This is a genomic window from Bradyrhizobium lablabi (genome assembly GCF_900141755.1).
Taxonomy (GTDB): Bacteria; Pseudomonadota; Alphaproteobacteria; order Rhizobiales; family Xanthobacteraceae; genus Bradyrhizobium; species Bradyrhizobium lablabi_A.
Genome location: NZ_LT670844.1, coordinates 6078529 through 6093486, shown reverse-complemented (window position 1 = coordinate 6093486; position 14958 = coordinate 6078529). Strand labels below are relative to the sequence as shown.

At 61.7% G+C, this 14958-nt stretch carries 13 protein-coding genes; 6 read left to right on the top strand and 7 right to left on the bottom strand.

Going from position 1 to position 14958, the window contains the following annotated elements; all coding sequences use genetic code 11:
• Positions 1-30: 30 nt before the first annotated feature.
• Positions 31-162, bottom strand: a complete 132-nt coding sequence (locus B5526_RS39495) for a hypothetical protein (RefSeq protein ID WP_283807571.1) — start codon at positions 160-162, stop codon at positions 31-33.
• 67 nt (positions 163-229) lie between these two features.
• Here B5526_RS39495 and B5526_RS28280 point away from each other — a divergent pair, with 67 nt between their 5' ends.
• Positions 230-448 (top strand): helix-turn-helix domain-containing protein, encoded by a 219-nt coding sequence (locus tag B5526_RS28280; RefSeq protein WP_079545515.1) that lies wholly within the window; start codon positions 230-232, stop codon positions 446-448.
• A gap of 150 nt (positions 449-598) precedes the next feature.
• On the opposite strand, the gene B5526_RS28275 is transcribed toward B5526_RS28280, so the two are convergent.
• The 3 genes from B5526_RS28275 to B5526_RS28265 all read right to left on the bottom strand — a co-directional run bounded on the left by B5526_RS28275 (position 599) and on the right by B5526_RS28265 (position 5396).
• A complete protein-coding gene (locus tag B5526_RS28275) occupies positions 599-1456 on the bottom strand; it encodes an HD domain-containing protein (RefSeq protein WP_079545513.1) in 858 nt (285 codons plus the stop codon).
• 83 nt (positions 1457-1539) lie between these two features.
• Complete coding sequence (locus B5526_RS28270) at positions 1540-1962, bottom strand: hypothetical protein (RefSeq protein ID WP_079543069.1); 423 nt, start codon at positions 1960-1962, stop codon at positions 1540-1542.
• 122 nt (positions 1963-2084) lie between these two features.
• Complete coding sequence (locus B5526_RS28265; RefSeq protein WP_079543068.1) at positions 2085-5396, bottom strand: autotransporter outer membrane beta-barrel domain-containing protein; 3312 nt, start codon at positions 5394-5396, stop codon at positions 2085-2087.
• Between the two features lie 59 nt (positions 5397-5455).
• Between B5526_RS28265 and B5526_RS28260 the strand changes: the two genes are divergently transcribed.
• A complete protein-coding gene (locus B5526_RS28260; RefSeq protein WP_079543067.1) occupies positions 5456-5974 on the top strand; it encodes a hypothetical protein in 519 nt (172 codons plus the stop codon).
• Positions 5975-6112: 138 nt separating this feature from the next.
• Here the strand turns inward: B5526_RS28260 and B5526_RS38005 are convergent, their stop codons facing one another.
• Entirely contained in the window at positions 6113-6682 is a 570-nt protein-coding gene (locus B5526_RS38005) for a hypothetical protein (RefSeq protein ID WP_154071502.1), read from the bottom strand.
• Positions 6683-7167: 485 nt separating this feature from the next.
• Here B5526_RS38005 and B5526_RS28255 point away from each other — a divergent pair, with 485 nt between their 5' ends.
• From B5526_RS28255 to hutH, 3 genes are all read left to right on the top strand, one after another.
• Positions 7168-8148: an AraC family transcriptional regulator gene (locus B5526_RS28255; protein ID WP_172842125.1), complete on the top strand. Its 981-nt coding sequence runs from the start codon at positions 7168-7170 to the stop codon at positions 8146-8148.
• A 677-nt stretch (positions 8149-8825) separates the two neighbouring features.
• Entirely contained in the window at positions 8826-9083 is a 258-nt protein-coding gene (locus B5526_RS28250) for a hypothetical protein (RefSeq protein WP_154071501.1), read from the top strand.
• A gap of 233 nt (positions 9084-9316) precedes the next feature.
• Positions 9317-10894 carry a histidine ammonia-lyase gene (gene hutH / locus B5526_RS28245; RefSeq protein WP_079543064.1) on the top strand — a complete coding sequence of 526 codons (1578 nt, stop codon included), beginning with the start codon at positions 9317-9319 and terminating at the stop codon, positions 10892-10894.
• 33 nt (positions 10895-10927) lie between these two features.
• On the opposite strand, the gene B5526_RS28240 is transcribed toward hutH, so the two are convergent.
• Entirely contained in the window at positions 10928-12097 is a 1170-nt protein-coding gene (locus B5526_RS28240; RefSeq protein WP_079543063.1) for an amidohydrolase/deacetylase family metallohydrolase, read from the bottom strand.
• A gap of 90 nt (positions 12098-12187) precedes the next feature.
• A complete protein-coding gene (locus B5526_RS28235) occupies positions 12188-13897 on the bottom strand; it encodes a tetratricopeptide repeat protein (protein WP_079543062.1) in 1710 nt (569 codons plus the stop codon).
• A 254-nt stretch (positions 13898-14151) separates the two neighbouring features.
• Here B5526_RS28235 and B5526_RS28230 point away from each other — a divergent pair, with 254 nt between their 5' ends.
• Positions 14152-14946, top strand: a complete 795-nt coding sequence (locus tag B5526_RS28230; protein ID WP_079543061.1) for an ABC transporter ATP-binding protein — start codon at positions 14152-14154, stop codon at positions 14944-14946.
• The last annotated feature ends 12 nt before the right edge of the window (positions 14947-14958 follow it).

The following is a 14958-nucleotide window of genomic DNA, read 5'->3' as shown; positions in this document are numbered from 1 at the left end:
ATATGGGCACTCAATTTCGATATGGGGCACTCAATGACGTCGGGCGCGGGTGATTTTCACGTTCATCGGTTTTCCAGCGACGATGTGGCGGAACGCGATCGGCTCGCATTCGTACGCGACGTCTACGAGCGCGTGATCGCTAAGCACGACATCGAGCAGCACGCCGGCAGTCCGTTCCGTTGCCGGTGCGTGCTGCGAAAGTTGCCGGGCCTCGGGCTCGCATCGATCGATTGCTCAGGCATTCACACCGAGCGCTCCCCCGCTCCGCGAGCGCCTCGCTCGTGCCCACACCGCGCTGACCGATCCGCGCGTTGCCAACCGTCCAATCAGCAACATCGCCTTCGCGAACGGCTTCGGGGACCTGTCCTATTTCAATCGAACTTTCCGTCGCCGCTACGCTGCCTCACCCTCCGAGGTGCGGGAGGCGGCAAAGCGCGGAGAGCACTGAGCGGCGAAGACCGCTTACTTCGCTGCCGCCCTTGCGCGCGATATCGACCAAGCTGCGGCGGCTTGCGCTCTGTCCGGGCCGACCCGCACCAGCGGCTTGCGGAAATTGGCACCTTAAAAGTCCCATCAACGCGCCCGTACCGCACACAGTTCATGGACCCATCTCGAACATCGGGCCCATCAGACGCTGGGCCGTTTCAGCACACATCACGTGGTGATGGAGGTTGGCAATCCACTGGCGGCCAGAAACGGTCAGGCTAAGGTATTTGATGCCCGCGTCGAGGTGCATCGAGACACTATTCCAAAAGAATTCCGGATATATATCGACGAGATCGGCGGGGGACAAATATCCGAGTTGTCGGTTCATGCCGATTTCCTCGAATTCATAGAAAAGCGCGTTTACCTTCTTGGCGTACATTGGATCGCCGAGCTGTCCGATCAAGTCGGCTGCCTGAACCAGACGGGGCAGCAAATCTGCGTCCGTCGTCTTTCTCTCAGGCGAAGGTGGGAAGCGAGTATATTCAATCGCTTCCGCAATTCGTTCCACGTCAATGCCGGGGGAATTTCCAAGCCGCTCGATCGCAAACAGCTTCGACCGGTCGACGTGGTAAGCCGTAAGCGAAGCATCTGACGCACCCCGAGGCAACGTAATCTTGCGTCCTGATTCACTTACGACAAACTCGTCTTCCGTATCGCCGCTCAACGCGCCGCGAACATAGCCGATGTCATGAAACAGGCAGGCGAGGATGAGATGAAGGTAGTCGGAAGGTTCGATCCGACGCGACATCGTCAGACCCTGCAAGATGTCGCGGCCGACCATGGTGACCAGCCAGGTATGCTCGTAATTGTGATACAGCGCGTCGCTTCTACCAATGCATTCGATGGTGATCTGAGCAAGTGAACCGAGGCGCGCCGCCAATTCGTCGTGCCTTGAACCAAAGATTTCACGGAAGTCGTTGGCGAGAAATTTTCCGAGCTTGTGAGCCGCCGAAGCCGTAATGGTTTTCATCGACATTGGCGATCTTTGCATCTCGGAATCTGAGATGCCGAGAAACAGTCAGGCTGTCGATGCCCCGTCACGGTTCGCGCTCCTCAGTTTTGGGTGACGGAGGAAACCGCTCCGAACCGGTAGTTCAGCCCGATCCGGAAGGTTTGGTCACGCACGGCGCTCGCCGGCGATGTGGTATTCCTTGGCGTGAGCGGGCCCGGTGACCGGAAAGTCTCCGACAGGCTACCGACGATCGGAGCTTTTGTGTACACGGGGGCGGGAATGTCGGCGGCATCCGCAGCAGGGGAGGCTGCTAGCGCGAGCATGGCGATGGCGCCAAGTACCAGGCTTTTCATCGAGAATCCCTGTTGATTGGAGAGGGAACCTAACTCGACCAATCGTGCCTGGCTTGGACCATGCGGAAGCGATCCCAGGACCCAGCGGAAGTTCTGGCTGTTTTGAACCTGCTGTGGCCGGCGGGCGACACGGATGGCGAAATGACACTCAATGAAGCTCGCGAGGGACACTCAGCAAGCGCCCACCGGACGTTTGTTTGGCTGAAGCCAGCAGCGGTCGTCAAAGGCGGGATTGCTACTTGCAGGTCAGTCTTCACCTCGCCCACCGCAAGCCCGCCCGTTGGTTGCGCCGGTCACCAGGCGTAGCGAACCACGCCCTTGCCGGCATAGGACCGCGTCACGTCGGAGAATTCACCTTCGAAGGTGGCAGCCGCCGACCAGCCGTTCAGCCATTTTATTTCGGCGGACGCCGTGGTGAGCGCGGAATCGTGCGCCTGCGCGGCGCCGTTCACGACGAAGGAAGCCCCCGGCAGCGCCTGGAAGGTGGCGGCGATCGCACGGTCGGGATTGAAATCGTGGGCCCAGGCAAAGCGGCCCCGCAACGTGAGGATCGCGTTCGGCATGGCGAAGGATTTGTCGGAACGCAGGCCGAGCTCGCTGCGAGAATCCGTCACGCTTTTCGAACCATAGGCCAACCCAAATTGGTTCGACCCCATGATGGCATGCTCGGCATAGGCTGGCAGATCAAAGGTCGTGAACTGTCCGGCCGCGTAAGGCGTAAGCCCGACGCCGCCGATCCAGGGCGAGACAAAACGATAGCCGCCCTCGAGGCGTCCGGAATAGGCATTGGCATTGAAGCGGGCCTGCAACTGATCGAGACCGGCGACCGTCACCGTGCGGTTGGTGGTGATGTCCTGCCAGCCATAGGCCAGCGCGCCACTGATATAGGCTTGTCCGACCGTGTGCTTCACAAAGGCGCCGGCCTGAAACAAATCGGAACGCCCGGTGCCGCCATTGGCGACGCTGAAGTTCGTGCCGCCGCCGGCGAGCGCGAAACCGGCAATCGTAAACGGCGAGAAGCGATAATCCGCGCCGACCGCGGTGCCGGCAATGCGGCTGGTGGCGCTGTTCGATCCGATCGCCGCGTTGCCGTCAGTGGTTTGCGAGCCGCCGAAGCCGGCCCCCCACACGCTCCAGCGCGGATCGTAGCTTTGGGCCAGCGGCGCCTTGGTGAGCATCATGCCGTAAGCGTCGCGTTCGTTCTTTGAGAGCGACTTGTCGCTGGAACCGTCAGCGCCGGCGCTGTCGTTTTCTTCGGCAAATCCCGATGCGCCGCTCGGCGACGAGACGGCATCGCCGCGGCCGGCCATGAACGGATCGGTCATCACGCCGATGAACATGCCCATGGCATCGAAGGTGGCCTGTTGCGAACCGGTCGCGGTTTCGCCGGAGACCTGCGTCAGTGCGTTATTGAGATTGCCGCCGCTAAGACCAAAGAGGCTGACAAAACCCGGCGGCAGCGCGCCGCCCTTGTTGAAGAAGGTGTTGATCGCGTTGGCGACGTTCTGCTGGTTCTGATTGAGCCCGCCGCCCGCGCCTAGATTCGTCAAGGAGAGATTCAAGAACACGTCGGTTGCGGTGTAACTCAGGCTTTCGGCGATGCCGGCCGGAACATTGCCGCTCACGCCAGCGAACGTGGTGCCGCCGAGGCCGCCGGTCGCATGCAGAATGTCGAAGCTTTTTGTCAGATAGCTGCCGGGTGCGAATACCGTCTGCACGCTGGCGCCCGTCAGCGTCGCGGTGCCGGACACATTGGTGCGCGCCGCGGCCGCCGGGTTGAGATGCACCAGATAGAGCGAGCCGGATTGAAACGCGAGATTGCCGGCGATCGCGAACGTGCCGGTCGGATTGGCGGTGCTGCCGGGCGCGAGCGTGCCGCCGGCATTGATCTGCGTCGCGCCGACCGAGCCGGTGCCGGAGAGTGTGCCGCCGGCATTCACGCTGGCGAGGCTTGACGTCGCAATCGAGCCGTCCACCTCCAGCGTGCCGCCGTTAACCGTGGTCGCACCGGTATAGGCGTTGAGACCCGACAGCGTCAGCGTGCCGGTGCCCACCTTGACGAGCGAGCCGCCGCTGCCGCCGGAATCCCCGGCGTCGGAGATCACCCCGCTCACTTCGGTGGAGAGATTGTTGGAGCCGACCGCCAGGCTGTTGCCGCCGAGATCGTAGTGGCCGGCGCCCTCGATCGACCCCGCGGTGGTGCCCCCCGTAACGAGCCCCGAAATATCGAAGAAACCGCCCGCCTCGGTGATGAACCGCGCCGAGCCGCCGCTGCTGCTGTTGAAAAACGCTGTAGCGCCGCCGGTGGTGATGGTAGCGCTGCCGGCTGTGCTGGTGTCGTGGAAAAACAGGCCGCTGCCGTTGGTGATGGTGGCGCCGCCAGCCGTGCTGGTGTTGAAGAATTGCACGCTGCCGCTGTTGGCGATGGCGGCGCTGCCGGCCGTGCTGCTGTTGTTGAAGATCAAAGTGTTGTTGTTGGTGATGGTGGCGCTGCCGGCCGTGCTGTTGTTGTCGAAAGTCAGGGCGTTGTTGTTGGTGATAGTGGCGCTGCCGGCCGTGCTGGTATCGAAGAAAATCAGGGTGCTGGATGCGTTGTTGGTGATGGTGGCGCTGCCGGCCGTGCTGCTGTTCTGGAAAATCAATTGGCTGCCGTTGTTGTTGGCGATGGTGGCGTTGCCGGCCGTGCTATTGTTTGCGAATAGCAGTAAGTTATTGTTGGTGTTGGTGATGGTGGCGCTACCAGCCGTGCTGCTGTTGATGAAAGTCAGGGTGTTGTTGTTGGTGATGGTGGCGGTGCCGGCCGTGCTGCTGTTCTGAAAAAGTAATTGGCCGTTGTGGTTGTTGGCGATGGTGGCGCTGCCGGCCGTGCTGGTGTTGAAGAATTGCACGATGCCGTCGTTGGTGATGGTGGCGCTGCTAGCCGTGCTGCTGTCCTTGAAAGTCAATCGGCCGCTGTTGTTGTTGGTGATGGTGGCGCTGCCGGCCGTGCTGCTGTTTGCGAAAGACAGGTTGCTGGTGTTGATGTTGATGATGGTGGCGCTGCCGGCCGTGCTGTTGCCTGCGAAAGACAGGTTGCCGGTGTTGTCGTTGGTGATGGTGGCGGTGCCGGCCGTGCTGTTGTCTGCGAAAGACAGGTTGCCGTTGATGGCGGTGTTGGTGATGGTGGCGCGGCCGGCCGTGCTGTTGTTTGTGAAAGACAGTTTGCCGGCGCCGCTGTTGGTGACGGTGGCGCTGCCAGCTGTGCTGCTGTTTGCAAAAGACAGGGTGTTGCCGACGTGGGTGATGGCGGCGCTGCCGCCGTTGACGACGATCCCGGCGCCGGTGAAATTCAGATCCAGGGCACTGTTGAAGGTGTAGGCGGACGCCCCGGCATTGAACGTCCATCCGCCGACGGTGGTGGCGGCTGTGAATGCCAGGGCGGTCTTAGTCGACACGCCGAAAAAGGCAGTGCCGGTCGGCACCGTGGCCGGGTTCCAGTTGGCCGCGGCATCGAAGTCGTTTGAGACGGGACTGGCGAGCCAGGTCGCATCCTGCGCGGCGGCCGGCAGCGTCATCGCCGCTACCACCGCGAACATGACGGTGGCACCGAGTAACAGCTTTTTCATTAGGAATCTCCGCCGGATGGGAGGCAACCTAGCTCCGCCAATGGTGCCTGGCTTGGACCATGCGGAAACGACGCCAGGACCCGGCGGAAGTCCTGGCTGTTTTGAACCTGCTGTGGCCGGCGGGCGACACAGATGGCGAATGGGCACTCAATGAAGTTCGAGAGGGACACTCAGTGACATCGGCCGCGGGTGATTTTCACGTTCATCGGTTTTCCAGCGATGACGTGGCGGAGCGCGATCGGCTCGCATTCGTGCGCGAGGTCTACGGACGCGTGATCGTCAAGCACTACATCGAGCCGCACGCCGACAGTCCGTTCCGTTGCCGAACCGTGCTGCGAAGGTTGCCGGGCCTCGGGCTCGCATCGATCGATTGCTCAGGCATTCACACCGAGCGCACGCCCGCCCAGATCGACAGCGATGATCTCGTGTTGCACGTCAGATCGGCGGGAAAGGGCATCGTGCGCCAGTTCGGACGCGAAGCGGTGGCCGGCGCGGGCGAGCTCGCGGTGACCAGAAGCTCCGACGCCGCCTCGTGCGATTACGATCCCGGTTCGCGCCTGCTCCACCTCAAATCGTGATCGGGCACCGCCCAGCGCGTCTTGGTGATGACGTTGCCTGAATAGCCGAGCGGACAAGAACGCTTCATCGGTCCGGCGCGCCACCCCGACTGCGATGCGGCGGCGAAGTCATGGTGAAGCCGTCGGGAACAATTGCGATCAGCGTGCCGCCGGCTGAGGTGAAAGCATCGCTGATCGCGTCGATGGCGACCGAGATCGCCGCCCCCAAATTCGCTGCGACTGTCTTTGTGACTTGCACAGCGTGCAGCTGCTGCCGTCGGTATTGCCAGCGCCGCCGGAGCCCGCCGGGGTGCAGGCGGCCGTAACGCCGAGCGTCGCCTTGCCTTGAGTTTGTGGCAAAGCTTGCAAGGTCGTTCCAGTGACAGCACTTACAGGTATTGAAAAGGACCGAGGACTCATGATGTCGCTGACATTTAGAAGAACAGTGTTATTGGGTTCTGCCACGACAAACGCATTAGCCCCGCCGGAAGGCTCGGCCCCGGTTAGATTGAATGTGATTTTATCCCCTATGGCGAAACCGGCTATATTCATGCTGGGGCTGTTGGGCTGCGTGAAATGAACGTTGAATGCACCCGCGTTCACCGCATCGCAGCCGGCGGAGGCGAGTGCCTGGCTTCCACCGGTCGTGACAAGGGCGAGCAGCGCCCCACCGGCGAGCAATGGTTTTTTCAATGCACGCTTTGCTGAAAGCCAACCAAGCCCACTCATGAATGCAACTCCTATCCTGCGGAGAGTCCAAGCTGCATTCTTGCATGCACCCGTCATCGGCCGCTTTGCCGCGGGCGAAACGGCGCTTGGACCTGGACGAACTGAATGCCGTTTCCGGATCGAGCGTTGCCATCGAGCAACAGAAACCTCGGAGCCGCTAGGCCCCAGCAGGGCCACCGCAACTGCCGCGGAAAATATCAGAGCGCACCAACGCGCACGGCGTCCAGCGACCCTGCCGGGCCACACCTTATTCGTGGCGCGGGGGGCTGCTAACGCGAGCATCGCGGTGGCGCCAAGTATCAGGTTTTTCATCCAGAATCTCCCACTGATGGGAGGCAACCTAACTCCGCCAATGGTGCCCCGCTTGGACCATGCGGAAACGACCCCAGGACCCAGCGGAAGTTCTGGCTGTTTTGAACCTGCTGTGGCCGGCGGGCGACACAGATGGCGAATGGGCACTCGATGAAGTTCGAGAGGGACACTCAGTGACATCGGCCGCGGGTGATTTTCACGTTCATCGGTTTTCCAGCGATGACGTGGCGGAGCGCGATCGGCTCGCATTCGTGCGCGAGGTCTACGGGCGCGTGATCGTCAAGCTCGACATCGAGCCGCACGCCGACAGTCCATTCCGTTGCCGAACCGTGCTGCGAAGGTTGCCGGGCCTCGGGCTCGCATCGATCGATTGCTCAGGCGTTCACACCGAGCGCTCGCGCGCCCAGATCGACAGCGATGATCTCGTGTTGCACGTCAGATCGGCGGGAAAGAGTATCGTGCGCCAGTTCGGACGCGAAGCGGTGGCCGGCGCGGGCGAGCTCGCGGTGACCAGAAGCTCCGACGCCGCCTCGTGCGATTACGATCCCGGTTCGCGCCTGCTCCACATCCGCGTTCCGGTCAGCGCGCTCGCGCCAATGATCGTCGATCTTGATGCGGCGCTCGTTCGCGTCATTCCAGCCGATACCGAACCGTTGCGATTGCTCTTGAAGTACGCCGAGTTTCTTCAGACGACGGATGCATTGCAACTGCCGGACACGCGGCATCTCATCGTCGCGCATGTATACGATCTGGTGGCGCTTACGCTCGGGGTGACGCGCGACGCGGCGCATGTCGCGAAAGGCCGCGGCGTCCCGGCTGCGCGGCTGAGCGCGATCATGGCCGATATCACCGAGAATCTCGGACGCAGCGATCTGACGATCGACGTCATTGCAGGGCGTCATCATGTCACGCCGCGTTACGTGCGCATGCTGTTCGAAAAAGAAAACCTGACGTTCTCGGAATTCGTGCTCCGCGAGCGCCTCGCTCGTGCCCACACCGCGCTGATCGATCCGCGCGTTGCCAACCTTCCGATCAGCAACATCGCCTTCGCGAACGGCTTCGGGGACCTGTCCTATTTCAATCGAACTTTCCGTCGCCGCTACGCTGCCTCACCCTCCGAGGCGCGGGAGGCGGCGAAGCGCGGAAGGAACTGAGCAGGCGAAGGCGGCGATGTCCGATGTCGCCGAAACTCTAATGAAGTTCGAGAGGGGCACTCAGCGACCGCCCAGCGGCCGGCGTCCATGAGGATCAGCGGACAAAGCCGGAATTGCCGCCGCCCTGTGGCGCGCCCGCTGTAAGGAAAACCGTCAACGCCGTTCGGATCGGCGGTGGGCGAGGTGAAGACTGACCTGCAAGTAGCAATCCCGCCTTTGACGACCGCTGCTGGCTTCAGTCAAGCAAACGCCGCCAGGGCGTCACTGAGCGTCCCTCGCGAGCTTCATTGAGTGCCATTTCGCCACCCGTGTCGCCCGCCGGCCACAGCAGGTTCAAAACAGACAGAACTTCCGCTGCGTCCTGGAGTCGTTTCCGCATGGTCCAAGCCAGCCACCATTGGCGGAGCTAGGTTGCCTCCGATCCCGTCGGAGATTCCTAATGAAAAGGCTGTTACTTGGTGCCACTGCCATGCTCGTGCTCGCCGGCTTCACGGTGGTCACGGCGATGACGCTCTTCCGGCTGTTTTGAACCTGCTGTGGCCGGTGGGCGACACAGATGGCGAAACGGGCACTCAATGAAGTTCGAGAGGGGCACTCAATGACGTCGGCCGCGGGGTGATTTTCACGCTCATTGGTTTTCCAGCGATGAAGTGGCGGAGCGCGATCGGCTCGCATTCATGCGCGAGGTCTACGGGCGCGTGATCGTCAAGCACGACCTCGAGCCGCATCCCGGTAGTCCGTTCCATTGCCGGAGCCTGCTGCGAAGGTTGCCGGGGCTTGGGCTCGCATTGACGGCTTGCTCAGGCATTCACGTCGAGCGCAGGGCCGCCCAGATCGACAGCGATGATCTCATCTTGTGCGTCCCGTTGGCGGGCAAGTGCATCGTGCGCCAGTTCGGACGCGAAGCGCTGATGCCCGCTTCGCGGCACCTTTGAGACAAGCCAGGGGGTCAAGGCACCGTTTTGACCGTTGGCCGATAACGTCCTGTCTTCCCCAGCGGAACAGACATTCTCAGGTTTCGCGGCATGCATGAAAACGATCCGTCTGCTATAGTTCTCATGGCGATTTGCGGGGCGAATTGATGATGCGCTCCAGGGCGCAGTTCCGGTAGCCGCAGAGCCCTGAACTCTCGGTTTCCTACGTTTCACCCTGCATAGACAACGATGCTATGACCTCAATCAACCCCGCCTTCCGGAACACCGCCGTACTGAAGCCAGGTGCTGTTGACCTACCGCTTCTCAGACGCATCCATGCCGGTGGCGTTGCGCTCTCGCTGGACCCTTCGGTCGCCCCGGCCATGCAGGCCGCGGAGGCAACCGTCCAGGACATCGTCGACAAAGACAAGGTCGTCTATGGGATCAACACCGGCTTCGGCAAGCTGGCGAGCACGCGCATCAGCAACGACCATTTGGCGCAACTGCAACGCAATCTTGTGCTTTCGCACAGCGTCGGCACGGGGGAGCCGCTCCCGCCTGCCGTCGTCCGATTGGTGCTCGCGACCAAGGTCGTGAGTTTGGCGCGCGGGCACTCTGGCGTACGGCCGGCACTGGTCGATGCGCTGCTCGCGCTTCTCAACGCGGGCATCACGCCTCGCATCCCGGCAAAGGGATCGGTCGGAGCATCCGGGGACTTGGCCCCCCTTGCGCATCTGGCGTGTGTGCTCATCGGTGAAGGCGAAGCCCTCACCGCCGACGGAAAACGCGTGAGCGGGACCGACGCCATGGCACTGGTCGGGCTGGAGCCCTTTGTGCTGGGCGCCAAGGAGGGCCTGGCTCTGCTCAATGGCACGCAGGTATCGACGGCTCTCGCCCTCGCCGGCCTGTTCGGCGCGGAAGATGTCTTGGCGTCGGCGTTGATTTCGGGGGCGCTTTCGCTCGAAGCCATCCAGGGTTCCATCAAACCTTTCGACCCGCGAATCCATCAGGCGCGCGGCCAGGCTGGGCAGATAGCCGTTGCGGCCGCGATGCTTGCGCTTCTCGAAGGCAGCGAGATCGTGCCGTCTCACGCCAACTGCGGACGGGTGCAGGATCCATACTCGGTTCGCTGCATCCCGCAGGTGATGGGCGCATGTCTCGACAGCCTGACGCACGCGGCGCGCGTGCTGGCGATCGAGGCCAATGCAGCGTCAGACAATCCGCTGGTCTTTGCCGAGACCTTTGAGGTGATCTCCGGCGGCAATTTTCACGCTGAGCCCGTTGCCTTTGCCGCGGATATTCTTGCGGTCGCGATATCCGAGATTGGCGCGATGGCGGAGCGGCGGATCGCGCTGCTCGTCGACAGCACATTATCGGGCCTGCCGCCATTCCTGGTTCGTGATGGAGGTCTCAATTCCGGATTCATGATCGCGCAGGTTACGGCCGCCGCACTCGCATCCGAAAACAAGTCGCTTGCCCATCCCGCGAGTGTCGACAGTCTCCCGACTTCGGCCAATCAAGAGGATCACGTATCGATGGCAACTTACGCGGCGCGCCGGCTCGGCGACATGGTGAACAACACAGCCGTCGTGGTCGGGATCGAAGCGATGGCTGCCGCACAGGGCATCGAGTTAAAGCGCCCCCTGAAGAGTTCACCGCTCCTCGAGGCGGAGTTCGATGCCATCCGCTCAAGAGTTGCCTTCCTCGAACGCGACCGCTACCTCGCGCCTGATATCGAGGCCATGAGGCTTTGGGCCTTGCACGCGGACGGTCGTACGTCTCCAGCGTTGCTCACCGCCATACTGCCTAGTCAACTCGGGACATTCTCATGATCGCAATCGCTAACAATCGCTTGGAGCCCCAGCCTAACCTGCGAGCTCCCTGAATTTCGACGATTCCTTCGGGTGCCACCAACGGCCGCCAATGACGACGCCTTCGGACACGATCTTGCGGTCACCGGTCAGGTGCTCGCCGACGACGTCGACGTAGTCGAACTGGCCTTGCTTGATCGAGACGACGGTGGCGTCGCCGACGCTGCCCGGCTTGAGGCTGCCGAGTTCGGGACGCCGCAGCGCCATCGCCGCATTGACCGTCGAAGCCGCGACCACATCGCCGAGCGGCATGCCCATGCACAAAAACTTGGACATGGTCGTCACCTGATCGAAGGCCGGGCCGTCGATGCATAGGAGGTGGACGTCGGAAGAGATGGTGTCCGGTGAGAAGCCGTTGGCGAGCATCGCCCGCGCGGTCTTGAAGGCGAACGAGCCCTTGCCGTGGCCGATGTCGAACAACACGCCGCGTTCGCGCGCCTCTCGCACCACCTTCTTCACAGTGCCCTGGGCGGTGGCAGGCGAATTGGGAAACGGCCGGAATGCGTGGGTGAGAACATCGCCTGGACGGAGCCGGGCGACCACGTCCTCGTAGCTCGGCGGCGGATGGTCGATATGCGCCATCAGCGGCATACCGACTTCGTCTGCGACCTCAAGCGCGATTTCGAGTGGCACGATCCCGGAAGTGCCCGAGGCGTGAAGGCCTACCCGCACCTTGATGCCGACGATGAGGTCGCGGTTGTTGTCCGCCACCTTGACGGCATCGACCGGATTCATCAGCCGAAGCTCCTCGCTCTCGCCGACCATGACCCGATGCGAGAAGCCGAAGATACCGGCGTGCGAGACGTGCAGATAGGCGAGAATGCGAACCTGGCTCGGCTCGATCACGTGCTTCCGAAAACCCGCGAAATTACCCGGGCCGGCGCTGCCGGTGTCGACCGCCGTGGTGACGCCCGAAGTGCGGCAGAACTCCTCGGCGTCGATGCCGAGCGAAGTGCCGCCCCAATAGACGTGGGTGTGCAGATCGATAAGGCCGGGGGTGACGATGTAACCGGACACGTCGCGCACATCGGTTCCGGGATCGGCCTTGAGCTCGTTTCCGACCGCAACCACCTTGCCGGCGGCGAAGGCGACATCGGTCACGGCATCGAGCTTCTGAGAGGGATCAATCACCCGGCCGCCGCGCAGCACCAAATCGAAAGGCATTTCTATCTCCTGATATGAACGACACTCGCGCGAGCACGAAGACGTCAAACGTCAAAAGTCAAACGTTAGCAAGTTTCAAGCCACCGGCAGTCAATTGCGTCCATCCGCTTGCGCGCAACAGCCGTCCGGCTTTTCGGTCCGAACCGTCGTCCGGCACATGCAGGAAGACATGATCGGCACATCCGAAAGGGCCATCGCGGACGCCAACCTTCGTTGCACGACCGCCAATTCTTCGACCTCGCCACGCTGCTGCAGACATTCCGCCAGACCGCGGAGCGCCCAAACATTATCCGGATGCTGTGCGCACCGTTGAATTCGGCCGCTCAGGCCCAAATCGTCGCGGCAGACCTCTTCAGCCTCGCTGTAATGGCCCTGCTCAGCCAATAGAGCCGCAAGCGCATGCCGCGGCGGATGCATCCAGGCCCACGGCTCGATGTATTCGAGATTGTCGTCTCTATCGACGGCTTCCCGCAAATGGGCGTAGGCCAGTTCATGATTGCCTTTGTGGTATTCGAGCTCGCCGTCCAGCATCTTCTCGCCGACCGCCAATATGCTGCGGGCGGTATTATTGAAGACTTTTCGTTCCGGTGGGATGCGCCTGACGCTGTCGTGAAAGAGTTGGCGCTCCCGGTCGGCGTCGTCGAACCGCTTCAGCGCCGCGTGCGCGACGCCCTTCGCGTAGTGGTGCATCGTGGTGGAAACCAGATACAGCTCCGGATCGTCAGGCAGTGGCGCGTCGATAATCTCCTGCCAGCGTCCGAAACGCACCATCACGTGCACGGTCATCGAATAATAACCTTCGAGGCTCGTGGAAAATTTGGGGCGGCCTTTGACGCTGAGAACCTCTTTCGTGAGCATGCCGCGCAATTTATTCGCCGCCGCGATCGAGTCCTCATATCTGCCCATGAACATGCAGGCATGCATCATCAACAGAAGGTCGTGCGCGCATGCCGTGGTGTAGGGCGTAAGCGCTCCGGCGTAAGCGAGATAGATGTCGTTTCCCGCTATCGCCCTCGTGCTGGCGATTTTTGCCTTCTGGTATTCGCCGCACAGCACGTAGACATGCCCTGGCATATGGTTCATATGCCCCGCGTCCGGGCACATCGTGGCGAGGGCGACCGCCGAGCTCGCCGCGCGTTCCGGTTCATTTGACGTTTCAAGAATATGGATATGCAAATGCACCAGCGCCGGATGCTTGTTTAGCCCGTTTCGGTCGGTCGCCTCGATCGCGCGTTCGCACACTTCGAGCGCTTCGATCACGTCTGAATTCTTCGCGGGCAATCCGGTTTTGACATCCCACAAGCGTCGTGGCGTTCGAATGATCAAAGCCTCGACAAACAGCGCCACCACATCGTGATCGTCGCGATGTTGATGATAGACCCTGCGCAGTTCCGCGGCGTAGTCATCGTCCCAGCGATCAAACTCTACCGGCGCAACAAAATGCGGCTTCTGAACGCGGCGGGCCAGCGTCTCGACCAGCCAATTTTCCAGCTCCGTCGCCCGGTGCGTCAGGCCGCGCGCGATCTGGATATGCTGGTAGGCTGTTCTGGTCGCGTTATTGGCCTCTTCCTCACTGTAGTCGCGCCACGTCATGTTGTAAAAAGGTCCGGAACCGTAGGCGATTCCCCAATAGGCCATGACGCATTCGGGATCGAATTCAAGCGCCTTTTGAAAGCACTTGACCCCCTCCGACTTGTTGAAGGCAAAGCACCAGTTCAAACCCAGGTTGAACCAGCGCTGCGCTTCCGGCGAGCCTGTAGAAATAATCCTGGTATGGCTGCCAAGGTTGAAACGATCCATCCTGCTAACTCCGGCTTCCATACCGGTAACACCGCCGCGTAAGCGTGCAAGACATCCATCGCTCCGGTTAGCTTTTGACAGGTCGGGCTCGTGGAATCTGATCTTGTACCCTGAATCAAGGGCGGGCTCGCATATGCCTCGCAATTAGACAACCGATGCCTATCATCTCCACTTGCGAAGCGGCGTCCCCTTTTCATTATGTCTAGACAAATGGTTTATGTCTAGACATGATGCTCCCGTGAGGCGGGCTCGACATGACTGATGCAGTGCTCTCGTTCAACGACATCCGGCAGGAGTTTCCCGCACCTAGCGGAGGCCCTCGCGTCCGGGTGATCGACGGCATCGACCTTGACGTCGGAGGCGGAAAATTCGTCGCGGTGATCGGGCCGAGCGGCTGCGGCAAGAGTACGCTGTTGCAAATGGCGGCCGGATTGCTGGCGCCGACGCGCGGCATCGTGCGCCATCGCGGCACTGTCATCGATGCGGTCAACCGCGAAGTCGGCTTCGTGCCGCAGCAGGCGCAATTGTTTCCCTGGAAGACGCTGGCGGAAAACGTCGAGCTTCCGCTGCTGCTGCGCGGCATCGCCGCGGCCGAGCGTCGTGAGCGGGTCGCCTCGGCGCTCGATGCCGTCGGGCTTGCCGGGTTCGAACAATATTTTCCCAACCAGCTCTCCGGCGGCATGCAGAAGCGCGGATCGATCGCCCGCACCCTGGTGTACCGGCCCGACGTGATCCTGATGGACGAGCCGTTCGGGGCGCTGGACGCGCAGACCAGGATGGTGATGCAGGACGATTTGCAGCGGCAGTCACGCGACGCCGGCGCGACCATCCTATTCGTCACCCACGATATTACCGAAGCGGTGCTGCTCGCCGACAATGTCGCGATCATGAGCCAGCGGCCATCGACGCTGTTGGCCAATATCGCGATCGATTTGCCGCGACCGCGCAATGTCTTCGAGCCGTTCAAGAACTTGGGCTTCGATGCTGCCTATGACGCGGTCTGGAGCGTATTCCGCTCGCAGATCGGCATCCGGCAACGCACGCATTGAGACGAGGGATCG

Excerpts from the sequence above, each read along its gene's own strand:
- B5526_RS28275 (WP_079545513.1), bottom strand. The coding sequence starts at position 1,456 with ATGAAAACCATTACGGCTTCGGCGGCTCACAAGCTCGGAAAATTTCTC.
- B5526_RS28265 (WP_079543068.1), bottom strand. The coding sequence starts at position 5,396 with ATGAAAAAGCTGTTACTCGGTGCCACCGTCATGTTCGCGGTGGTAGCG.
- B5526_RS28260 (WP_079543067.1), top strand. The coding sequence starts at position 5,456 with ATGCGGAAACGACGCCAGGACCCGGCGGAAGTCCTGGCTGTTTTGAAC.
- B5526_RS38005 (WP_154071502.1), bottom strand. The coding sequence starts at position 6,682 with ATGAGTGGGCTTGGTTGGCTTTCAGCAAAGCGTGCATTGAAAAAACCA.
- B5526_RS28250 (WP_154071501.1), top strand. The coding sequence starts at position 8,826 with ATGCGCGAGGTCTACGGGCGCGTGATCGTCAAGCACGACCTCGAGCCG.
- hutH (WP_079543064.1), top strand. The coding sequence starts at position 9,317 with ATGACCTCAATCAACCCCGCCTTCCGGAACACCGCCGTACTGAAGCCA.
- B5526_RS28240 (WP_079543063.1), bottom strand. The coding sequence starts at position 12,097 with ATGCCTTTCGATTTGGTGCTGCGCGGCGGCCGGGTGATTGATCCCTCT.
- B5526_RS28235 (WP_079543062.1), bottom strand. The coding sequence starts at position 13,897 with ATGGATCGTTTCAACCTTGGCAGCCATACCAGGATTATTTCTACAGGC.
- B5526_RS28230 (WP_079543061.1), top strand. The coding sequence starts at position 14,152 with ATGACTGATGCAGTGCTCTCGTTCAACGACATCCGGCAGGAGTTTCCC.